At 71.8% G+C, this 20,872-nt stretch carries 17 protein-coding genes; 8 read left to right on the forward strand and 9 right to left on the reverse strand.

Features of this window, described 5'->3' with window-relative positions; translation table 11 throughout:
* Positions 1 to 79 precede the first annotated feature (79 nt).
* The 3 genes from D452_RS0122225 to D452_RS29890 all read right to left on the reverse strand — a co-directional run bounded on the left by D452_RS0122225 (position 80) and on the right by D452_RS29890 (position 2,160).
* Positions 80 to 673 carry a regulatory protein RecX gene (locus D452_RS0122225; protein WP_017546346.1) on the reverse strand — a complete coding sequence of 198 codons (594 nt, stop codon included), beginning with the start codon at positions 671 to 673 and terminating at the stop codon, positions 80 to 82.
* On the reverse strand, positions 666 to 1,784 hold the full coding sequence (recA, locus tag D452_RS0122230; protein WP_017546347.1) for a recombinase RecA: 1,119 nt from the start codon (positions 1,782 to 1,784) through the stop codon (positions 666 to 668). Before recA ends, D452_RS0122225 begins: the two co-directional genes overlap by 8 nt.
* Positions 1,785 to 1,965: 181 nt before the next feature.
* Entirely contained in the window at positions 1,966 to 2,160 is a 195-nt protein-coding gene (locus D452_RS29890; RefSeq protein WP_026129574.1) for a DUF3046 domain-containing protein, read from the reverse strand.
* A gap of 121 nt (positions 2,161 to 2,281) precedes the next feature.
* Between D452_RS29890 and D452_RS0122240 the strand changes: the two genes are divergently transcribed.
* From D452_RS0122240 to D452_RS31120, 3 genes are all read left to right on the forward strand, one after another.
* Positions 2,282 to 6,847, forward strand: a complete 4,566-nt coding sequence (locus D452_RS0122240; RefSeq protein WP_017546349.1) for an ATP-dependent helicase — start codon at positions 2,282 to 2,284, stop codon at positions 6,845 to 6,847.
* Positions 6,848 to 6,952: 105 nt separating this feature from the next.
* Positions 6,953 to 7,432, forward strand: coding sequence for a GNAT family N-acetyltransferase (locus tag D452_RS0122245; RefSeq protein ID WP_017546350.1), 480 nt, complete (start codon positions 6,953 to 6,955; stop codon positions 7,430 to 7,432).
* Positions 7,433 to 7,507: 75 nt separating this feature from the next.
* Positions 7,508 to 9,160, forward strand: coding sequence for a serine/threonine-protein kinase (locus D452_RS31120; protein ID WP_051061349.1), 1,653 nt, complete (start codon positions 7,508 to 7,510; stop codon positions 9,158 to 9,160).
* Between the two features lie 102 nt (positions 9,161 to 9,262).
* Here the strand turns inward: D452_RS31120 and D452_RS0122255 are convergent, their stop codons facing one another.
* Complete coding sequence (locus D452_RS0122255) at positions 9,263 to 10,477, reverse strand: ROK family transcriptional regulator (protein ID WP_026129575.1); 1,215 nt, start codon at positions 10,475 to 10,477, stop codon at positions 9,263 to 9,265.
* 257 nt (positions 10,478 to 10,734) lie between these two features.
* Here D452_RS0122255 and D452_RS0122260 point away from each other — a divergent pair, with 257 nt between their 5' ends.
* From D452_RS0122260 to D452_RS0122280, 5 genes are all read left to right on the forward strand, one after another.
* Positions 10,735 to 12,012, forward strand: a complete 1,278-nt coding sequence (locus tag D452_RS0122260) for an extracellular solute-binding protein (RefSeq protein ID WP_017546352.1) — start codon at positions 10,735 to 10,737, stop codon at positions 12,010 to 12,012.
* Positions 12,013 to 12,103: 91 nt separating this feature from the next.
* Complete coding sequence (locus D452_RS0122265) at positions 12,104 to 13,084, forward strand: carbohydrate ABC transporter permease (protein ID WP_017546353.1); 981 nt, start codon at positions 12,104 to 12,106, stop codon at positions 13,082 to 13,084.
* Positions 13,081 to 14,052 carry a carbohydrate ABC transporter permease gene (locus D452_RS0122270; protein ID WP_017546354.1) on the forward strand — a complete coding sequence of 324 codons (972 nt, stop codon included), beginning with the start codon at positions 13,081 to 13,083 and terminating at the stop codon, positions 14,050 to 14,052. The genes D452_RS0122265 and D452_RS0122270 overlap by 4 nt, the downstream gene beginning before the upstream one ends.
* Positions 14,053 to 14,139: 87 nt before the next feature.
* Entirely contained in the window at positions 14,140 to 15,609 is a 1,470-nt protein-coding gene (locus D452_RS0122275) for a glycoside hydrolase family 3 protein (protein ID WP_017546355.1), read from the forward strand.
* A gap of 241 nt (positions 15,610 to 15,850) precedes the next feature.
* Positions 15,851 to 16,315 carry an RrF2 family transcriptional regulator gene (locus D452_RS0122280; RefSeq protein WP_026129576.1) on the forward strand — a complete coding sequence of 155 codons (465 nt, stop codon included), beginning with the start codon at positions 15,851 to 15,853 and terminating at the stop codon, positions 16,313 to 16,315.
* A 115-nt stretch (positions 16,316 to 16,430) separates the two neighbouring features.
* On the opposite strand, the gene D452_RS0122285 is transcribed toward D452_RS0122280, so the two are convergent.
* The 5 genes from D452_RS0122285 to D452_RS0122305 form a co-directional block, all read right to left on the reverse strand.
* Complete coding sequence (locus D452_RS0122285; RefSeq protein WP_017546357.1) at positions 16,431 to 16,787, reverse strand: helix-turn-helix domain-containing protein; 357 nt, start codon at positions 16,785 to 16,787, stop codon at positions 16,431 to 16,433.
* Between the two features lie 158 nt (positions 16,788 to 16,945).
* Entirely contained in the window at positions 16,946 to 17,482 is a 537-nt protein-coding gene (locus D452_RS0122290) for a CinA family protein (RefSeq protein WP_017546358.1), read from the reverse strand.
* Between the two features lie 4 nt (positions 17,483 to 17,486).
* Positions 17,487 to 18,095, reverse strand: coding sequence for a CDP-diacylglycerol--glycerol-3-phosphate 3-phosphatidyltransferase (gene pgsA, locus D452_RS0122295; protein WP_017546359.1), 609 nt, complete (start codon positions 18,093 to 18,095; stop codon positions 17,487 to 17,489).
* Complete coding sequence (gene rimO, locus D452_RS0122300; protein WP_017546360.1) at positions 18,092 to 19,525, reverse strand: 30S ribosomal protein S12 methylthiotransferase RimO; 1,434 nt, start codon at positions 19,523 to 19,525, stop codon at positions 18,092 to 18,094. Before rimO ends, pgsA begins: the two co-directional genes overlap by 4 nt.
* A gap of 196 nt (positions 19,526 to 19,721) precedes the next feature.
* Complete coding sequence (locus D452_RS0122305) at positions 19,722 to 20,843, reverse strand: helix-turn-helix domain-containing protein (RefSeq protein ID WP_193374267.1); 1,122 nt, start codon at positions 20,841 to 20,843, stop codon at positions 19,722 to 19,724.
* Between the last annotated feature and the right edge of the window lie 29 nt (positions 20,844 to 20,872).

Here is a 20,872-nt window from a genome sequence, read left to right on the forward strand (position 1 = left end):
GCGTAGCTTCGCGGTGCCCCCGGGCCGAAACGGCCCTGCCCGCCTGTGCCACGGGTTCGGCGGGGTTGCTGAGTGGGCGCTAGAAGTCGGGGTGGTCCGGGTCGGCCTCCAGGCCTTCCTGTTCCATCTCCTCACGGACGATGCGGTAGGACAGGCCCCCCGGGTAGCCCTTGCGGGCCAGGACGCCCAGGGCACGGCGGACGCGGGCCTCCTTCTCCTTGCTGCGGCTCCCGCGCAGGCTCTTGCGGGCCAGCGCGCGGGCGGCCTCCTGCTCGTCCTCGTCGCTGACCTCGGCGACCGCCTCACGGACGGTCTCCTCCTCCACCCCCCGGGTACGCAGCTCCTGGGTCAGGGCACGGCGGGACAGGTGCCTGCCGTACTGCCGGGAGGTGACCCAGGCCTGGGCGAAGGCGGCGTCGTCGATCAGCCCGGCCTCGTCGAGGCCGTTGAGGACCCCCTCCACCACCTCGTCCGGGTACTCCCTGCGGTGCAGGGAGCGCTCCAGCTGGGCCCGGGTGCGCGGTGAGTGGGTGAGCATCCGCAGGACCAGGTTCCTGGCCTTGTTCTCGAGGTCCGCTCCGGGCTGCCCGCCCGGAGCGGTCTCCTCGTCGGCGCTCACCGGATCGGCCTCGGCCGGTCCGGTGCGGTCGGGTGACCGGCGCCGCTCACGCATCCGGGGCGGCGGCCTTGGTGGTCTTGGCCGCGGCGCGCTTGGCGGGGGCCTTGGGCTCCTCGGCCTTGACCGGGTCGGCCTTGGGCTCGGCGGAGCTGGAGGCGCTGTCGTCACCCTGTCCGGGGATGCCCAGCTTCTCCTTGATCTTCTTCTCGATCTCCTTGGCCACGTCCACGTTCTCGCGCAGGAAGTTCCGGGCGTTCTCCTTGCCCTGCCCGAGCTGGGTGCCGTCGTAGGTGTACCAGGCTCCGGACTTGCGCACGATGGCGTGCTCCACGCCCAGGTCGATGAGGCTGCCCTCGCGGGAGACGCCGACACCGTAGAGGATGTCGAACTCCGCCTGCTTGAAGGGCGGCGCGACCTTGTTCTTGACGACCTTGACGCGGGTACGGTTGCCGACCGCGTCGGTGCCGTCCTTGAGCGTCTCGATGCGGCGTACGTCCAGGCGGACCGAGGCGTAGAACTTCAGCGCCTTGCCACCGGTGGTGGTCTCCGGCGAGCCGAACATGACGCCGACCTTCTCGCGGAGCTGGTTGATGAAGATCGCGGTGGTGCCGGTGGAGTGCAGGGCACCGGCGATCTTGCGCAGCGCCTGGGACATGAGCCGGGCCTGGAGGCCGACGTGGCTGTCGCCCATCTCGCCCTCGATCTCGGCGCGGGGCACCAGGGCCGCCACGGAGTCGATCACGATGATCGAGACGGCGCCGGAGCGGATGAGCATGTCGACGATCTCCAGCGCCTGCTCACCGGTGTCCGGCTGGGACAGGAGGAGGTTGTCGGTGTCGACGCCGATCTTCTTGGCGTACTCGGGGTCGAGCGCGTGCTCGGCGTCGACGAAGGCGGCGATGCCGCCCATCTTCTGGGCGCTGGCCACCGCGTGCAGGGCGACGGTGGTCTTACCGCTGGACTCGGGGCCGTAGACCTCGACGACCCGGCCCTTGGGCAGGCCTCCGATGCCCAGGGCGACGTCCAGCGCGATGGCGCCGGTGGGGATCGCCTCGATCGGCGGACGGTCGTCGTCCCCCAGCCGCATGACGGAGCCCTTGCCGAACTGCCGCTCGATCTGCGCGAGCGCTGTTTCGAGAGCCTTGTCTCGGTCTCCAGATGCCACGGGATTCCCCTGTTGGGTTGATGCCTTTTTCTTCATGATGCGCATGACGCTACGCGGTCGGTACGACAATCGCGACGCTCCACGTCCGCCCACCGAGAACCCAGACTACCCGAACTCATGTTCGAAATCCGGTACGAACCCCCGGCGTCTCGGTTTTTACGTGTGTCGGGAGGAGGTCGGCTCAGCGGACGGAGGCGGGAAGGTCGAACGCGTCACACACGGCCCGCCACACCTCCTTGGCCGAGGTCCCGTCGGCCAGCGCCTGGTTGACCGTACGGGAGCCGAGCTTCTCGATGACGTAGTCCTTGGCCAGGCTGTCCGCGTAGGCCTCGCCGAACTGGGCGTGCATGTTGTGCCAGAAAACAGTGAGTCTCATCGGCCCCAGTATGGGTGACCGGGGGGAGCCGCTGGGCCTCGTCCACAGGACGAGTTCCCGCCGGTCCGCGGTCCCGGGTGTCCTGCGGCGATCTGTCGGACCCCTTGGGCAGACTGGTGCGATGAGCGGAGCGACCGATCCCCTGGCACTCTTCGGCACGGCGACCCGGGCCTGGTTCGGTCGGGCCTTCCCGGACGGGCCCACGGCCGCCCAGACCGAGGCCTGGCGGACGGTCGCCTCCGGCCGGGACACGCTGGTGGTGGCGCCGACCGGCTCGGGCAAGACGCTGTCGGCCTTCCTGTGGTCCCTGGACCGGCTCACCCACGCCCCGGTGCCGACGGACCGCTCGAAGCGCTGCCGGGTCCTGTACGTGTCGCCGCTCAAGGCCCTGGCCGTGGACGTGGAGCGCAACCTCCGCCAGCCGCTCGCGGGGATCGCCGCGGCCGCCGAGGACGGTGGGGAGGTCCTGGCACCGGTCACCGTGGGGGTGCGCACCGGCGACACCCCCGCCCAGGAGCGGCGCCGGATGGCCACCCGTCCCCCGGACGTCCTCATCACCACGCCCGAGTCCCTCTTCCTTGTCCTGACCTCCAGGGCCCGTGAGGGCCTCTCCGGGGTGGAGACGGTCATCGTGGACGAGGTGCACGCCCTGGCCGGGACCAAGCGCGGCGCCCACCTGGCACTGAGCCTGGAGCGCCTGTCCGCCCTGCTGGACCGCCCGGCCCAGCGGATCGGCCTGTCCGCCACGGTGCGTCCGCGGGAGACCGTCGCCGCCTACCTGAGCGGCACCGGTCAGGGCGCCACCGGAACCGGCGGCGCCGTGATCGTGGCCCCGCCGGACACCCCCCGCATGGATCTGCGCGTGGAGGCGTCCGTGCCCGATCTGGACGAACCCGGGAGCCCGGCCGCCACGACCGAGGGCCTGCCCCCGGACCCGCGCGCGGGCAACACCATGAGCCGGGGCTCGGTCTGGCCGCACATGGAGCGCCGGGTGCTGGATCTGGTCGAGGCCAACCGCTCCACCATCGTGTTCACCAACGGCCGCCGCACCGCCGAGAAGCTGTGTGCCCGGCTCAACGACCTCCACGCCGAACGCGTCGACGGAACCCTCCCCGACGAGGAGGTGGCCGCCCAGGTGATCGGCCAGTCCGAGCAGAGCCGGGGCGGGGCGCCGGTGATCGCGCGCGCCCACCACGGCTCCGTGTCCAAGGCCGAGCGGGAGCTCATCGAGGACGACCTCAAGGCGGGGCGGCTGCGGTGTGTGGTGGCCACCTCCAGCCTCGAACTCGGGGTGGACATGGGCGCGGTGGACCTGGTGGTGCAGGTGGCCGCTCCCCCGTCGGTGGCCAGCGGCCTCCAGCGGGTCGGCCGCGCGGGCCACCAGGTGGGCGAGACCTCACGCGGGGTGTTCCTGCCGCAGTACCGGGGCGACCTGCTGGCGACCACCGTGGTGACAGAACGCATGCGCGCGGGCGGGATCGAACGGCTGGAGATGCCCCGCGACCCCCTGGACGTGCTGTCGCAGCAGGTCGTGGCCATGGTGGCGATGGACGACTGGACGGTGCCCGGGCTCGCGGCGCTGGTGCGACGCGCGGCGCCCTTCGCGGACCTGAGCGACGCGGTGCTGGAGTCGGTGCTGGACATGCTGTCGGGCCGCTACCCCTCGGACGAGTTCGCCGAGCTGCGCCCGCGCCTGGTGTGGGACCGGGACGAGGACGTGCTGCGGTCGCGGCCGGGCGCTCAGCGGCTGGCGGTGATCAGCGGCGGCACCATCCCGGACCGGGGCTTGTACGGAGTGCACCTGGCCTCGGAGTCGACGAGCAGGGCGCCGACCCGCGTCGGTGAGCTGGACGAGGAGATGGTCTACGAGTCCCGTGTGGGCGACGTGTTCGTGCTGGGTTCGACCTCGTGGCGGATCGAGGCGATCACCGCTGACCGCGTGATGGTCTCCCCCGCACCGGGACGGCCGGGTCGGATGCCGTTCTGGAAGGCGGACGCGCTCGGCCGCCCGGCGGAACTGGGCCGTGCGGTGGGCGCGATGACCCGTGAGCTTGCCGAACGCGGCCAGGTGGCGGGGCGTGAGCTGGCCACGACCGCCGGGCTGGACGACTGGGCCGCCGACAACCTCGTGGAGTACGTGGCCGACCAGCGGGAGGCGACCGGGAGCGTGCCCGACGACCGCACGGTGGTGATCGAGCGCTTCCGCGACCAGGTGGGCGACTGGCGCGCGGTGGTGCACTCACCGCTGGGGGCCCGGGTGCACGCGCCGTGGGCGCTGGCGATCGCCGGTCGGGCCAGGGAACGGTTCGGGACGGACGCCCAGGTGGTGCACGGTGACGACGGGATCGTGCTGCGGCTGCCGGACGTGGAGTCGGGCGGCATTCTGCGGGCGGGTGAGCTGGCCGACCTGGTGTCGTTGGACCCGGAGACCGTGGAGGCCGTGGTCGCCGACGAGCTCACCGGGTCGGCGCTGTTCGCGTCCCGGTTCCGCGAGTGCGCGGCTCGGGCGCTGCTGTTGCCCCGCCAGCGCCCGGACCGGCGGATGCCGTTGTGGCAGCAGCGGTTGCGGTCCCAGCACCTGTTGTCGGTGGCGGGCCGCTACGGGTCGTTCCCGATCGTGTTGGAGACGGTGCGCGAGTGTCTGCGGGACGTGTTCGACGTGCCCGCGCTCGCGGAGGTGCTCACCGACGTCCGGGCGCGCCGGATGAGGGTGGTGGAGGTGGAGACCCCGCAGGCCTCGCCGTTCGCCCGGTCGCTGCTGATGGAGTACACGGCGGCCTTCCTGTACGAGGGGGACGCCCCCGCCGCCGAACTGCGCGCGCAGGCGCTCACCCTGGACGCGTCGCTGTTGGCGGACCTGCTGGGCAGCGCGGACCTGCGGGAGCTGCTGGATCCGGAGGTGGTGGAACACACCGACGCCCTGTTGCAGCGGACCGCCGCACCGGTGCGGGATCTGGAGGGTGCGGCCGACCTGCTGCGGGAGGTGGGGCCGCTGACCACCGCCGAGGCGGTCGAGCGGGGTGCGCTGCGGGAGTGGCTGGAGGAGCTGGAGGGCGCCGGTCGCGTGGTGCGGATGCGGGTGGCCGGGGCCGAGCGGTGGTGCGCGGTGGAGGACGCGGCCCGGCTGCGCGACGCCCTGGGCGCCGAGCCGCCGCCCGGGGTCCCGGAAGTGTTCCTGGAACCGGTGGCGGAGCCGGTGGTGGACCTGGTGTCCCGGTACGCGCGCACGCACGCGCCGTTCACCTCGGCGGAGGCCGCCGGACGGCTGGGGCTGGACCGTGAGGTGGTGGAGGGCGCCCTGCGGGAGCTGTCCGGGCGCGGCCGGGTGGCCCGGGGCGGGTTCCGGCCCGGCGGCAGCGGTACCGAGTGGTGCGACGACGACGTGCTGCGCCGTCTGCGGCGGGGTTCGGTCGCCCGGTTGCGCAGGGAGGTCGAGCCGGTCGAGCCCCGGGCGCTGGCCCGGTTCGCGCCGCTGTGGCAGCGGGCGGTCCCCGACGCGCGCCTGCGCGGACCGGACGCGGTGTTCGAGGCGGTGGAGTCGCTGCGCGGTGCCCCGTTGGTGGCCTCGTCCCTGGAGTCGACGGTGCTGGCCGCCAGGGTGGAGGGTTACGCCCCCGTGGCCCTGGACTCGCTCACCCAGGCCGGGGAGGTCGTGTGGGCGGGGACCGGGGCACTGCCGGGTGAGGACGGCTGGTTGACGCTGGTCCCGGCGGACGAGGCTCCGCTGCTGCTGCCCGATCCGGTCCCGCCGGAGGAGGGCTCGCTCGCCGAGACCGTCCTGGGGGTGCTGCGGGAGGGCGGGGCGCTGTTCTTCCGGGACGTGTCCGACCGCGTCGCCCGCGCCATGGACGGGGCGGTGGTCTCCGACGCGGACCTGGTGGCGGCCGTGTGGCGACTGGTGTGGGCGGGGTGCGTCACCAACGACACCCTGGCCCCGCTGCGTGCCGTGCTGGGAGCGGGCCCCGTCACGCGGCGCGGCTCCTCCCGGGCCCGGCGGCGCCCGGTCATGCCCACGCGGTCCGGTCCCCCCACGGCGGCGGGCCGCTGGTCGGCTCTTCCGGTGCCCGACCCGGACCCGACCCGCCGCACGTTGGCGCGGGTGGAGGCGCGGCTCGAACGTGACGGGATCCTGCTCAAGGGGCAGCAGGGGCGGGGCATCTCCTCGGACGAGTACCGGGTGCTGCGCTCCATGGAGGAGGCGGGTCGGGTGCGCCGCGGCTACTTCGTGGAGGGGTTGGGCGGTGCGCAGTTCGCGCTGCCCGGCGCGGTGGACCGGCTGCGGGCGCTGTCCGATGAGGAGCCCGGCGGACCGACGCCGCCCGTGGTGCTGGCCGCCACGGATCCCGCCAACCCGTTCGGTGCCGCGCTGTCCTGGCCCGCGGGCTCGGCGGGTGTGGAGGCGTCCCACCGGCCGGGCCGGGTGGCGGGCGCGCTGGTGGTGCTGGACGGCGGTCGGCTGACCCTGTTCGTGGGTCGGGGCGGCCGGTCGGTGCTCACCTTCGGTTCCACCCCGGCGCTGCTGGGGCGGGCGGCCCGCACGGTGGCGGAGCTGGTGCTCTCGGGCGGCGTGGAGTCGTTGACGGTGGAACGCGCGGACGGTGCGGAGGTGTTCGGCACCCCGGTGGACACGGCCCTGGTCTCGGCCGGGTTCCACGTCACCCCGAAGGGGCTGCGGCTGCGGCGTTGAGTGCGGAGGAATCCACTGGCCGGGGAGCCGGGTGGTGCGCGAGGATCACCCTCGTTCGCACGAATCCGCACGCAGGAGGTGGCCTTGCCACTCGTCATCCGTCCCATGGGGCCCGAGGACACCAACGCCCTGGTGGAGGTGTCCCTGGCCGCGGACACGCTGTTCGCCCAAGCCGGGCTCGACCTCCCGCCGGACGACCCCCGGGAGATGCTCGACCACGTGGAGCGGGTCCTGGTGGCCGTCACCGGCCAGGGCGTGTGTGGCCTGGCCGCCACGGTCACCCTGGACGGCGCCGTCCACCTCGAACAGCTCGCCGTCCACCCCGACCACGGTCGGCGCGGGATCGGAGGGGCGCTCCTGGAGGCCGTCTGCGCCCGCGCGCGGGAGGACGGGCACGGGCGGGTCACCCTCACCACCTTCCGGGACCTGCCCTGGAACGGCCCCTGGTACGCGCGTCGGGGCTTCGAGGAGCTGCCGCGGGCGGAGTGGGGCCCCGCGCTGGAGCGGCAGTGGGAGGCCGAGGAACGGGCGGGGATCATGGTCCGCCCCAGGCTCGCGATGGCGCGGCCGCTCGGGGACGGCTGACGCGCGGGCCCGCACCTGCCCCGGGAGGACCACCTTCGCTTTCGTCCCGCTTCGCGGTTTTGAGAGAATGGGTCCATGCACCCCACCGATCCCCCGGACCCCTCGGGCCCCACCGCAAACCTCAACCAGCCCTCCCCGCGCGGGTCGGTCGGTCGTTACAGGTTCCTGGGGGAGCTGGGCAGCGGGGCCATGGGCACGGTGTGGCGCGCCCACGACACCGGCCTGAACCGGGAGGTGGCGGTCAAGGAGGTCCACCTCCCCCACGACATGCCCCCTCGTGAGCGTGAACGCGCCCGCGCCCGGATGGTGCGCGAGGCCCAGGCGGCGGCGCGTGTCTCCCACCCGTCGGTGGTGACCGTGCACGACGTCCTGGACGAGGGCGGGATCACCTACATCGTCATGGAGCTGCTGGACGGTGAGTCGCTGCGGGAGCGGCTCAGGCGCGCGGGCCCCCTGCCCGAAGCCGAGGTCGAACGGATCGCCCGCCCCCTGCTGGGCGCTCTGTGGGCCGCCCACCGGGCCGGGGTGATCCACCGCGACGTCAAGCCCGCCAACATCATGCTGAGCGAGGGCGGTGCCCGGCCGGTCCTGACCGACTTCGGCATCGCCAACCTGCCCGACCACGAGGGCACGGCGCTGACCGGCACCGGGACCATCCTCGGCACGGCCGCCTACGCGGCCCCCGAACGGCTGGAGGACGACGAGACCAGCGCGGTCTCGGACCTGTGGAGTCTGGGCGCCACCCTGTTCGCGGCGCTGGCCGGGGATTCCCCGTTCAAACGGGACACGCTCACCTCGACCCTCACCGCGGTGCTCACACAGCCCGTCCCACAGGTGCCCGCCCGGGGCCCGGTGGCCGCCGTGGTGAACGGGCTGCTGGTGCGGGACCCGCGGCGGCGCCTGCTCCCGGAGCGGGCGTTGGCGCTGCTCGACTCCCAGGCTTCCGGCCCCCAGGCACCCCCCGTGCGCCAGGCGCCACCGGTGGCGCCACCGACTCCCCCGGCCGCCCGCCCACGGCGTTCCCGTGCTCCGCTGTGGATCGGCGCCGCCGCGCTCGCGGCCCTGCTGGTGATGGGTGTTCTCACCCTCCCGGCTCTGCTGAACAGCGGGTACGGGCCCGACGCGGGGAGCGCGTCCCTGGAGGAACCGGCACCCGAGCCGAGCGGTGACCCCTCGGACTCCGCCACCGACCACGACCCCGAGCCCGAGTCCCTCTCCGACAACGCTCCCGAGGGGTTCGTCCGCCTCAGCGACGGCGTGGTCGAACTCGTCATGCCGCAGGACTGGGTGGTGCGCGACGGGGACCTCCAGGGCGGCGGCGAGTCGGCCACCCGCCTGTCGTCCTACGAGCTGGGGACCGGTGAGGAGGACGCGACCGCCACGGTCATCGCCACCGAGTACGACTTCCTGGTCCGCGACGCCGAGGGCTCCATGGTGCGGATGGAGGAGCTGCTCCAGGAGGACGAGGACTTCAGCGACGTCCGACAGCAGCGGTTGGAGACCGAGGAGCTGGGGGTCGGCGTCCGGAGCGCCGTCTACGAGGTGCTGTTCCGTCACGAGGAGCGCGACTCCCCCGAGCGGTGGATGTTCACCCGCGAGGTCAGCGACGACAACCGGGGGATCACCTACCGGATCAGCTTCAACTTCCCCGCGGACCTCCGTGGCGACCACCAGGACGAGTTCCAGGCGGTGATCGACTCCTTCGGGCCCGACACCGACGAGGACTGACACGCCGAGGACTGCCGATCCCGAGGCCGCCGCCGCTGGTTGGGACGCGGCCGCGCGCCCCGGCGGGTGAGGGTGCCGGGGCGCGCGGGCGGCGGGCGGAGTTCAGACCGTTGAGGAGAAGACCTCGTCGCGGGCGCGCTCCAGGGCGTGCAGGAGGGCGCCCCGCACCACCGGACTGCCCTCGACGGTGCCCATGGCCACCTCGGTGACGTTGGGTGCTATCCGGGCGGTGGCCGCCTGGACCCGCTCGGCGAGCCTGGGACCGCCCGCCTTCGCGACGTCGCCGCCCAGGACCACCAGCCCCGGGTCGATGATCACGCTGACCGCCGCCACGCCCCGGGCCAGCCGGTCGGCGAAGGCGTCGAGGAAGGCGTCGCTCTCGGGACTGTCGCTGCCCGAAGCGGCCGCCACGACCTCGGTGACGTCGTCGCCGACGATGCCGTGCTCGGCGGCGAGCTGGACCACCTGCTTGGCCTTGACCAGCGCCTGGAAGCCGTGCGGCAGCTCCCGGTCGCCCTGGGCCACATGGGAGTCGTACCCTCCGGACAGGCCGACGTCGACCGGCATGGGGGCGCCGGGCACCGGCAGGTAGCCGATCTCCCCCGCGCCTCCGGAGCGGCCCCGGAGGATGCGGCCGTCGATCATCGTGGACATGCCGACCCCGCCCGCCGCGCTGAGCCAGATCAGCACGAACTCGTCCGCGCCCTCGGCCGCGCCCTCGGAGTACTCGGCCAGCGCGGCCAGGTTCACGTCGTTCTCCAGCATGACCGAGCGCTTGAGGTCGGTGCGCAGAGCCTCCAGGACCCCCTCGTGCCAGGACATGAGGTCGAAGGAGAACCGGATGTCGCCGGTGCGCGGGTCGACCACGCCGGGCGTGCCGATCACACAGGCGCGGACCTTGTCGAGCGGGACCTCGGCGGTCTCGGCCAACCGCATCACGGCGGTGTGCACCAGAGCGACGGGGTCGTCGGAGGCGCTGGGGTCGACCGTGACGTCGCTGATGATCCGGCCGGTGATGTCGGCGATGGTGGCGGTGACCCGCCCCGCGCTGACATCGAGGGCCGCCACGTAGGCGCTCTCCGGAACGACCGCGTAGAGGGCCGCGTTGGGCCCCCTGCCCCCGGCCTGGCTGCCGACGACCCGTACGAGGTCGCGCTCCTCCAGCCGGGAGAGGAGCTGGGAGGCCGTCACCTTGGACAGGCCCGTCCTCGTTCCGAGTTGGGTCCTCGTCAGAGGACCGCCGGACAAGAGGAGTTCCAGTGCCGCGCGATCGTTGAGCTGGCGCAGCAGCCGGGGAGTCCCCGGACGTTGAGACATAACCGTGACACCTCACCCTGTTTTTATTAGGAAAGTTTCCTGTTAATTTAGCTGACAACCTCACAGGAGGTCACGTCCCGGCAGGTCCGAGGCTGTATTCGGGCCACCGGTTCCCGCGCCGGCGGGGCGGCCACAACCAGTGCTGTCCCAGCACACCCCCCATAAGAGACGTCGAGGCGCCCGGGTCCGTTCATGATCCCAGGTCGTTTCGAGCACAGGCGCCGAGCCCGGCGACGTGCGAAGGGAGATACGTTCACATGAGGTTCCCCAAGATCGCCCTGGCCTCGGCCGTGGTGATGCTCGCGGCCGCCTGCGGCGGTGGCGACGGCAACGCTTCCGGCGAGACCCCCGATTCCCTGACCGTGTGGGTCATGGGTACCTCCCAGGACGAGCTGGTCGCCTACTTCGAAGAGGCGGAGAGCCGTTTCCAGGAGCAGTACCCGGACACCTCCGTCAACGTCGAGTTCATCCCGTGGGGCGACGCCCAGGAGTCGATCACCAACGCCATCGCGGGCGGCGACGCTCCCGACGTCCTCGAGGTCGGCAACGACCAGGTCTCCAGCTGGGCCTCCCAGGGTGCCCTGCTCGACATCGGCGACCACGTCGGCGAGTGGGCCCCCGCCGCCGACATGGACCAGGAGGCCCTGGAGTACGGCACCTACAACGGCGTCCAGTACGGCATCCCGTGGTTCTCCGGTGTGCGCACCCTGTACTACCGCGCCGACTGGCTCCAGGAGATCGGCCACGAGGCCCCCGAGACCTGGGACGAGCTCATCGAGGTCTCCGAGGCCATCGAGGAGGAGTACGGCGTCCCCGGTTTCGCCGCGCCCACCGACTTCACCAACGGCATCGCCAGCTTCATCTGGGGCAACGGCGGTGAGATCGCCGAGCAGGAAGGCGAGGAGTGGACCGGCAGGCTCACCGATCCCGCCACCGTCGAGGCCGTCGAGTTCTACGCCGGTCTCACCACGGACGGCGTCTCCCCGCAGAGCTACGTCGGTGAGACCGAGCTGGTCGCGCTGGCCGATATCGCCAACAGCCAGCTCGGCATGTACATCGACGGCGGCTGGGCTCTGGGCTCCATGGAGGAGCAGGCCGAGGACCCGGAGGTCCTGGAGAACATCGCCGCCGCCCCGATCCCCGGCGCCGACGGCATCGCCCCGGTCTTCGCGGGCGGTTCGGCCCTGACCGTCTTCGGCCTCACCTCGTACCCGGACGAGGCCTTCGACCTGCTCGGTGTCCTGGGCGACCAGGAGGGCGGCAAGGCCTACGCCGACGTCGCGGGCTTCTTCCCGGCCTACCCGGAGCTGCTCGAGGCGGACGAGTACCAGAACGACCCCGCCCGCTCCGCCGCGGCCACCAGCATGCAGAACACGCGCTTCTTCCCCAGCACCCCGCGCTGGAACGCCGCCGACCTGGACAACAAGATCCTGCCCGGCGCCGTGCTCGACATCGTGCGGGGCGGCGACCCCGAGGAGGTCCTGGAAGGCGCCAACGAGCAGCTGACCACCATCCTCAACGAGCCGGTCGAGTAAAGAGCCCGTCCCTTCTGTGCACAGCCGTGGAGGGCGGGCGCGGGCACCGCGCCCGCCCTCCACGGTCGAACCCGCCCCGATTGAGAAGCCGATGCCGAGAACCGTCGACAAAGCGTCAGCCGAACCGGACGACGCCGTAGGTCAGGCCCCCGCCCGAACCAGGCGGCCGAAGCCGATCCCGTACCTGCTCATCATCCCGTCGGTGATCCTGCTCGCGGTCGTCCTGCTCTGGCCGATCGTGCAGATGGTCTGGTACTCGTTCACGAGTTTCACCACCCGCAACCTGATGCCCAACCAGCCGGGTCCGGAGTGGAACAACTTCGCTCACTACCAGAGCCTGCTCACCGACCCCTCGTTCTGGTCGATCCTGCGCAACACGGTCGTCGTCTGCGTCCTGATGGTCGGCATCACCATGGTGCTGGGGACGCTCATCGGCATCCTGCTGCACAAGCTGCCCAGGTGGTTCTCCACCTTCGTGGCCATCGGCATGATGCTCGCCTGGTCCACGCCGGCCCTGAGCGCCTCGCTGGTCTTCCGGTGGCTGTTCCTGCCCGAACGCGGCCTGGTCAACGTCGTCCTCGACCGCCTCCCGAACTGGCTGGTCGGCGACGGATGGCTCCAGTACAACTGGTTCCTCGAACCGCTGTCGCTGTTCAGCATCCTCATCATGGTGATCGTCTGGCAGTCGTTCCCGTTCGTCGCGGTGTCGGTGCTCGCGGGGCTCAAGAGCATCCCGTCCGAGCTCTACGAGGCCGCCCGAATGGACGGCGCGAACGCCTGGAAGTCGTTCTGGAACGTCACCTTCCCGATGCTGCGGCCGCTGTTCGCGCTGCTGCTGGTCCTCCAGATCATCTGGGACCTGCGCGTGTTCACGCAGCTGTACATCCTGGCGAACAGCTTCCAGAACAAGGACGTCTACCTGCTCTCCTACTACATCTACCAGCAGGGGTTCAGCGCCAGCCCGGCCAACTACGGCATGGGTTCGGCCATCGCGGTGGTCATGACCGTCATGATCCTCGCCGTCACCGCGTACTACCTGCGCATCATGATCCGCCAGGGGGAGACCCGATGACCGCCGTCGACAAGACAGCCCGGACCACGACCGCCGCCACCCGCGGTTCCTCCTCCGGTGGTTCCCACGGCCCCGGAAGCCCGCGGCGCGTTCACCGCCGCAGCCCCCTGCGCCGTCTGCGCGACCTCCCCCTCTACCTGGCCGGGATCGCCGTCTTCCTGTTCTCGGTCTTCCCCGTCTACTGGATGGTCTCCACGGCCTTCAAGCCGACCGGCGAGATCTTCACGCGGGACCAGCGGCTGTTCCCCCAGGCGCCCACGCTCGACCACTTCGACCGGGTGATCAACGGCCAGCTGATCCCCGGGGTGAACTTCGGGACCTTCCTCGCCAACAGCCTCCTGGTCACCCTCGGCGCCGTGACCATGGGAGCCCTGTTCTCCCTGCTGGCGGCGGTGGCCGTCGCCAGGTTCCGGTTCAAGCTCCGCTCCGCCTTCATCATGCTGCTCATCGTCATCCAGATGGTGCCGATGGAAGCGATGATCATCTCGATCTTCATCAACTTCCGGTCTCTCTCGGAAGCCACCGGGATGCAGCTGCTCGGCAACCTCTCCGGGCTGCTGATCGTCTACACCGCGGTGTCCCTGCCGATCACCATCCTGATGCTGCGGGGCTTCGTCGCCGCGGTCCCCAAGGAGCTGGAGGAGGCCGCGGCCATCGACGGCGCCAGCGGCTGGACCATCTTCTGGCGCATCCTCATGCCGCTCGTCGCACCCGGTCTGGTCGCCGCCAGCATCTTCGCGTTCATCACGGCGTGGAACGAGTTCATCGTCGCCCTGACCTTCCTGGGCCGGAGCACGGACAACTACACGCTGCCGCTGACCCTCTCGTACTACTTCGGCCGGTTCGGCACGGAGTGGGGTCCGATCATGGCCGCCTCGACCCTGCTGACCATCCCGGTGATGATCTTCTTCCTCTTCGTCCAGCGCCGCATGGTCTCCGGCCTGACCATGGGGGCTGTCAAGGGCTGACCGCCCGACACCGGCCGTCACACCACACCATCCCCGCTACGCGTCTGCCCTCCCATGGGCACCCTTGCTCACCGAACGGAGTTCGTCATGCCGCACGACCCGACACTGGAGCGTCTGGCCAACGCCACGCTGCTGGTGCCCTTCGAGTCCCTCCATGCCCCCCGATGGATCCTGGACGGGCTGGCGGACGGGATCTCCGGCGTCTGTCTCTTCCACAACAACCTGGAGAGCCCCGAGCAGGTCACCGCTCTCAACGCGAGCCTGTGCGGGGCCACGGACACCCCGCTGATCTCCCTGGACGAGGAGGGCGGCGACGTCACCCGCATCGGCCAGGCCCGGGGCAGCGACTACCCCGGCAACGCCGCCCTGGGCGCGGTGGACGACCCCGACCTCACCCGGGCCACCCTGCGCGCGCTGGGCCAGCAGCTCTCCGGCCTGGGCTTCAACCTGGACCTGGCCCCCTCAGTGGACGTCAACGTCGCCGACGACAACCCGGTGATCGGCACCCGCTCCTTCGGAGCCGACGCCGAACTGGTCGCCCGCCACGCCGCCGCCTCCGTACGGGGTCTCCAGGAGGCCGGGGTGGCCGCGTGCGCCAAGCACTTCCCCGGCCACGGAGCCACCTCCCAGGACTCGCACCACACCCTGCCCCGTGTGGAGGCCGACGCGGACCTGCTGCACCGTCGCGAACTGCTGCCGTTCCGGGCCGCCATCGACGCGGGTGTGCGCTCCATCCTGACCGCGCACATCGAACTGCCCGGTCTGGGTGGCGGCGACGGCCCGGCCACGCTCAACCAGGCCGTGCTCAACGATCTGCTGCGCGGGGAACTCGGGTTCGACGGGGTCGTGGTCAGCGACGCGATGGACATGCGCGGGGTCAGCGGTGAGATCGGCATCCCCGAGGCCAGCGTGCTCGCCGTGGCCGCCGGGTGCGACCTCCTCTGCCTGGGCCGGTTCGTGTACGCCGACCAGGTCGCCCAGGTCCGCACGGCGCTGGTCGAGGCCGTAGGCGACGGACGCCTGTCCGGTGAGCGTCTGGAGGAGGCGGCCGACCGCAACGCCCGACTGCGCCAGTGGATCCGGAGTTCGGCCGAGAACCGCGCGGACGCCGGGGACACCGAGCGGGTCGGCCTGACCGGGGCCCGCCGCGCCACCCGCGTGGACGGCGACATCCCGCCGCTCGAGAACCCGTACGTGGTCGAGGTGGACGCCCCCGCGGGGGTGGCCGTCGGCGACGTGCCGTGGGGCCTGGGTCCGTGGTTCAGCGACACCGTCCGGGTTGCGCCCGAGGCCGACGAGCCCGCCACCGTGCTGGCCGCCGCCTCCGACCGCGACCTGGTCGTCGTGGTGCGCGACGCGCACCGGTACCCGACCGCCCAGGCGTTCGTCAACGCCCTGCTCAGCGCCCGCCCGAAGGCTGTGGTGGTGGAGATGGGGCTCCCCATCTGGCGCCCCGACTGCGGCGCCTACGTGAGCACCTACGGGGCCGCCCACGTCAACGGGCTCAGCGCCGCCGAACTCCTGGGCTCCACGGGCGCGCTGGAGGCCGCCCGGTAGGACGGCCGTCCGCCGCCCCTCCCACGCGTACCCACCCCGTACGCCCCGCCTCGGCCCGGTCCCCGCCGCTACCAGGGACCGGGCCGAGGGTGTTCTCCGGTTCCGACGCGATGGCGAACATCACCCATGTCCTCGAAAGTCGGTAGGAGAAGTACCCTTGGCGTGTAGCACCCCGGCCGTCGGCAACACTCGTCGGCGCCCGGTGCCCCATTCGCCCTTCTAACCACGGCATAATCACAGCATGCGCCTTTCAGCCCGGGTCGACTACGCGCTTCGCGCGGCCGCAGAGCTCGCTGTCGCCAGCGACGGTCCGGTGACGGCCGAGCAGCTCGCACGCGCGCAGGCCATCCCCGGAAAATTCCTAGAGAACATCCTCACCCAGCTACGGCGTGCCGGTCTGGTACGCAGCCAACGGGGCCCCGTTGGCGGCTACTGGCTCGCCCGACCAGCGGCGGAGATCTCCCTCGCCGACATCATCCGGGCGGTCGACGGACCGCTCGCCAACGTACGCGGGGAACGCCCCGAGCACGTCGACTACGACGGGGCCGCCCGCAGCCTGCAACAGGTGTGGATCGCCCTGCGCGCCAGTGAGCGCTCCATCCTGGAGGGGGTCAACCTCCAGCACCTGGTCACCAACGAACTTCCCGAACAGGTGCGTGTGCTGGCCGAGGACCCCGAGTCCTGGGTCAACCACACCCACCGGTGACGGACGCCCCGCCGGGGCGCCGCCCAGCACACAGGAAGCCGGTCACCCCGAGGGGTGACCGGCTTCCTGAACGAGGACTACGGTCCGCGCTGGTGTGAGCGCGCGGGGCCTGGTGTCACACACCGGCCATGTCGGCGACCTGGGGAACACGATCCGGTACGGGCGCGATGCCGAGGTCCTGCGCGGGAACGGGGTCGTTCGTGACCGCGTCGCCCAGCAGTGCGGCCTCCTGGAGCTCGGCCAGGGCCAGCTGGTCGGAGACCTCCCTGAGGACCTGCGAGAGCGGGACCCCGAGGGCCCCACAGATCGAGGAAAGCAACTCGGAGGAGGCTTCCTTCTGTCCCCGCTCGACCTCGGACAAGTATCCGAGGGAGACCCGTGCATCGGCCGACACCTCACGGAGGGTGCGACCCTGGCGCTGGCGCAGCCGCCTGAGCACGTCACCAAGTAGGTGACGAAGCAGGACCATCATTCGCGCTCCCTCCCACCGGTAACGACCTTCATATACAACACCGTACCTGCCCCACGCCCAATTCGGGCACCTCTTGCCGTCCTGTTCGCTGGAGGGGGAACCTCGTCCGGGGGTGGTTTTGTTCCCGCGCCCCGGGGGAGGTGGACCAGCCGGAGGGATCAGGCCCGGGCGTTTCCCGTCACGTCCCCGCGAACGGCGGTCCTCAGGAGCCTCAGCGCACCCTCGACCGTGTCAAGGCGGATACCCGAACGATCCCCGGTGAAACTGAACCGGAGGACCCGTGTGTGTGAGCCCGGTCCCGCGACCGCGGCGTAGACGGTCCCCACGGGCTGTCCGTCCTGCGGCTCGGGCCCGGCCACACCGGTGACGGCGAGCCCGTAGTCGGCTCCGGTGAGGCGGCGCGCCCCGCGTGCCATGTGGACGGCGACGTCGGGGTGGACGGCTCCGTGCTCGGCGAGGAGGCCCTCGGGGACCCCCAGGACGGAGGACTTGGTGTCCGTGGCGTAGGTGACGGCTCCGCCCCGGTAGGTGGCGGAGGCACCGGGGACCGCGGTCAGGTGGGCGCCGATCAGTCCGCCGGTGAGGGACTCCGCGGTGGCGGCGGTGGCCCCGGCCTCCAGGAGGACGCGGTGGGCGGCCCGCGCGGCCTCCAGCGCCTCTCCCCCGATCCGGGTCTCCTCCCCCGCCGGGTCCACGGCCCTACTCCCCGCCGTTCGCGCCCTTGGCGCGCACGAGGCGGACGGCGTCGGCCACGTAGGTCAGGCCGGTCCAGAGCGTGACGGCCAGGGCGGCCGCCATGACTCCGTGCGCGATCCACGTGAACACGTCGGTGAAGGGCAGCAGTTGCAGCGGGAACAGGTAGATGCTGATCGCCACGATCTGGAGGACGGTCTTCAGCTTGCCGCCGCTGCTGGCGGGCATGACGCCGTAGCGCAGCACCGCGAAGCGCAGGGCGGTGATCCCCCACTCGCGCAGCAGGATGGCGCCGGTGACCCACCACCACAGGTCACCCTGGATGGAGAGCACGATCAGCGCGGCTCCGGTCAGCGCCTTGTCCGCGATGGGGTCGGCGATCTTTCCGAAGTCGGTGACGAGGTTCCGGCGTCGGGCCAGCTCGCCGTCGACGCGGTCCGTGATGGCGGCGACCACGAAGACGGCGAACGCGGCGAGCTGCCAACCGAGCCCGTCCAGGAACATGAACCAGACGAAGACCGGCACCATGACCAGGCGGCTCATCGTGAGGATGTTCGCGATGTTCCACAGTGGAGCTTGGGGGGCGGGCGAGGCCGCGGGGTCGTTGGTGCTCATCTGTCGGCGGCTTCCCCGTCCTGCTCAGCGACGAGGTCGGCCCCCATCGACTGGATGACGGTGGCGCGCACGAGGTCGCCGACGGCCAGGCCCTCGCCGTAGAGGATGGTGCTGCCGTCGACCTCGGGCGCCTGGTGCTCGGCGCGCCCCTCGTAGGCGCCGTCCTCCAGGACGGTCTCCACCAGGACGGTCACCTCGGTACCGATCCGCTCCTCGGCCCGCTGGACCATGAGCTCCTCGGCCAGGCGGTTGAGGGTGTCCACGCGCTCCTGGACGACCTCCTCGGCCACCTTCCCCTCGTGGTTCAGGGCTTCGGTGCCGTCCTCGTCGGAGTAGCCGAACACGCCGATGGCGTCCAGGCGGGCCTCGCTGAGGAAGGCCACCAGCTCCTGGAACTCCTCCTCCGTCTCGCCGGGGAAGCCGACGATGAAGTTGGAGCGCGCTCCGGCTTCCGGGGCGCCCTTGCGGGCGGTCTCCAGCAGCTCCAGGAAGCGCTCGCGGTCACCGAAGCGACGCATGCGGCGCAGCAGCGGGCCGCTGGCGTGCTGGAAGGAGAGATCGAAGTAGGGAACCACACCGGGGGTGGTGGTGAGCACGTCCACCAGGCCGGGGCGCACCTCGGCGGGCTGGAGGTAGCTGACCCGGACCCGCTCCAGGCCCTCGACGGCGGCCAGGCGCGGCAGCAGCTTCTCCAGCGCCCGCACGTCGCCCAGGTCCTTGCCGTAGGAGGTGGAGTTCTCGCTGACGAGGAAGACCTCGCGCACGCCCTCGCTGGCCAGCCACTCGGCCTCGCGGACGATCTCGTCGGGCTGGCGGGAGATGTAGGCGCCCCGGAAGGCGGGGATGGCGCAGAAGGTGCAGCGCCTGTCGCAGCCGGAGGCGATCTTGAGGTTGGCGACCGGGCCGCCGGTCAGGCGGCGGCGCGGGGTGGCCGCACGGTAGGGCAGCTCGGTGCCCTCGGCGCCCTGGGAGTCAGCGAAGGCCGCGTGCCCGGGCACGTGGACCTGGGAGGCGTCGCGCTCGGAGGGGCTGATCGGCAGCAGGGTGCGGCGGTCGCGCGGGTCGTGCGGCACCAGCGTGCGCCCGGCCACGACGTCGTCGAGCCGGTCGGTGATGGCCGCGTAGTCGTCGAACCCGATGACGTTGGCCTCGGGGAGGGCGTCCGCCAGCTCGGAACCGTAGCGCTCGGCCATACAGCCCGCAGCGATGACCTTCCCGCCGCCCTCGGCCGCCTCCAACAGGGTCTCGATCGAGTCCTGTTTGGCGGCGTCGATGAACCCGCAGGTGTTGACGACGGTCACGTCGGCCTTGGTGTCGTCGTCGACGAGGTCCCAGCCGCCAGCGGCAAGGCGTCCGGCGAGCTCTTCGGAGTCGACCTCGTTACGCGCACACCCCAGGGTGACGAGTGAGACAGTACGGCGCGATGACATGGCTTCCAAGCGTGTGGGAGAGCTACGGGTACTGCGGGGCGCGGCGCGGCCGAAGGCCGGGGTACCGGTCGGGTCGTGCTCGCACGAAGGCGTCGAATGTCGCCGCCCGCAGCCCCCCACACTACCGTGGTTGACCTACCCGCCCGTACCCCGGCCTCGTCTCGCGTGGTGCCGAGCCGCGCCGTGGAAGCGCCCGTCAGTCCTCCAGGCCCTCGGCGCCGATGGTGACCTCCCGGACCTCGCCGATCTGTCCGCTGGGGCCGTGGTCCTCGCCGTCCACGGTCACGTTGACCGAGCCCGCGTTGCCGACCCACAGGCTCAGCGGCTCCTCGGTGGTGAATTCCTGGGCCTCGCCCTCGAGGAGGAACCCGGTGAAGAGCGCCTCGCCGTCGACCTCGCTGACCTCGATCCAACTGCGGTCGGCGGCCGAGAGGGAGACGGTGAACTCGACCGGCTCCGCCTCGACGGGTGCCGTGTCCTCGGCGGCCTCGGCGCGCTCGACCGGAACGGGCGGGGCGTCGTTCGGGCGCAGGGCCGAGTCGACCCCGTCCTCACCGCTCGCCCGCGCCGACTCGAAGGCGGTCCGGACGGGGTTGCCCTCGTCCCAGCCCTGCCAGGTGCGGACGCCCACGAACACGGCAGCGATCAGGATGAGTCCGACCACGGCCCAGGGCCAGTGCCTCCGGACGGCCTCCGCGCGGCGTGTCCGGGTGCCGCTGACACCGCTCCGGGGCACGTTGGCGCGGGTGGCTCCCGGCCCAGGGCCGGGAGGCGGGCTCTGCGGTCTGCTGTGCCTGCCGGGCGAGCGCGGCCCCGGTACGGCCCCGGCCGTGGCCGGCACCCCCTTGGGCCGGTTGCGCCGTGGCGGCCGGGCGAGGCGCTGGTTGCGCTCGAAGTGGCCCCAGTTCTCCGCTCGCTGCTCCGGGTCCGCCTCCTCGTCCCCGAAACTGCGGGGGGCGCTCTGGGGCGCCTCGTGTTCGTCGGTCCCGGCGTGGGCCCGTCCCCCTTGTGCGGCGGCGACCCTGGCGGCCTTCGGCTGTGCCGAAGGGTGCCGGGGCAGGGGGATGAAGGCCGCCTTCTCAGGCGAGGCGTGTTCCCGTTCGTACTCCTCCAGGAGCGGTTCGGGATCCAGGCCGAAGAGCTTGCAGATCCTCCGGATGTGCCCGCGAGCGTAGAAGTCCCCACCGCAGGGGACGAAGTCCTCGTTCTCGATACCTCTCAGGACCTGCATACGGATACGTGTACGTGTGCTCAGGTTCTCCAAGGAGCAACCCGCCGCGATTCGTGCGGCGGACAGGGTCTGGCCGATCGTCGCCATGCGCACTCCCCCCGCGACTGTCTGTGCCT

Source organism: Nocardiopsis prasina DSM 43845, from assembly GCF_000341265.1.
Classification (GTDB): Bacteria; Actinomycetota; Actinomycetes; order Streptosporangiales; family Streptosporangiaceae; genus Nocardiopsis; species Nocardiopsis prasina.

What these genes read in the sequence shown, in the direction of transcription:
- D452_RS0122225 (WP_017546346.1), bottom strand. Translation starts at nt 673, where the DNA reads ATGCGTGAGCGGCGCCGGTCACCCGACCGCACCGGACCGGCCGAGGCC.
- D452_RS29890 (WP_026129574.1), bottom strand. Translation starts at nt 2,160, where the DNA reads ATGAGACTCACTGTTTTCTGGCACAACATGCACGCCCAGTTCGGCGAG.
- D452_RS0122240 (WP_017546349.1), top strand. Translation starts at nt 2,282, where the DNA reads ATGAGCGGAGCGACCGATCCCCTGGCACTCTTCGGCACGGCGACCCGG.
- D452_RS0122245 (WP_017546350.1), top strand. Translation starts at nt 6,953, where the DNA reads ATGGGGCCCGAGGACACCAACGCCCTGGTGGAGGTGTCCCTGGCCGCG.
- D452_RS31120 (WP_051061349.1), top strand. Translation starts at nt 7,508, where the DNA reads ATGCACCCCACCGATCCCCCGGACCCCTCGGGCCCCACCGCAAACCTC.
- D452_RS0122255 (WP_026129575.1), bottom strand. Translation starts at nt 10,477, where the DNA reads ATGTCTCAACGTCCGGGGACTCCCCGGCTGCTGCGCCAGCTCAACGAT.
- D452_RS0122260 (WP_017546352.1), top strand. Translation starts at nt 10,735, where the DNA reads ATGAGGTTCCCCAAGATCGCCCTGGCCTCGGCCGTGGTGATGCTCGCG.
- D452_RS0122265 (WP_017546353.1), top strand. Translation starts at nt 12,104, where the DNA reads ATGCCGAGAACCGTCGACAAAGCGTCAGCCGAACCGGACGACGCCGTA.
- D452_RS0122270 (WP_017546354.1), top strand. Translation starts at nt 13,081, where the DNA reads ATGACCGCCGTCGACAAGACAGCCCGGACCACGACCGCCGCCACCCGC.
- D452_RS0122275 (WP_017546355.1), top strand. Translation starts at nt 14,140, where the DNA reads ATGCCGCACGACCCGACACTGGAGCGTCTGGCCAACGCCACGCTGCTG.
- D452_RS0122280 (WP_026129576.1), top strand. Translation starts at nt 15,851, where the DNA reads ATGCGCCTTTCAGCCCGGGTCGACTACGCGCTTCGCGCGGCCGCAGAG.
- D452_RS0122285 (WP_017546357.1), bottom strand. Translation starts at nt 16,787, where the DNA reads ATGATGGTCCTGCTTCGTCACCTACTTGGTGACGTGCTCAGGCGGCTG.
- pgsA (WP_017546359.1), bottom strand. Translation starts at nt 18,095, where the DNA reads ATGAGCACCAACGACCCCGCGGCCTCGCCCGCCCCCCAAGCTCCACTG.
- rimO (WP_017546360.1), bottom strand. Translation starts at nt 19,525, where the DNA reads ATGTCATCGCGCCGTACTGTCTCACTCGTCACCCTGGGGTGTGCGCGT.
- D452_RS0122305 (WP_193374267.1), bottom strand. Translation starts at nt 20,843, where the DNA reads ATGGCGACGATCGGCCAGACCCTGTCCGCCGCACGAATCGCGGCGGGT.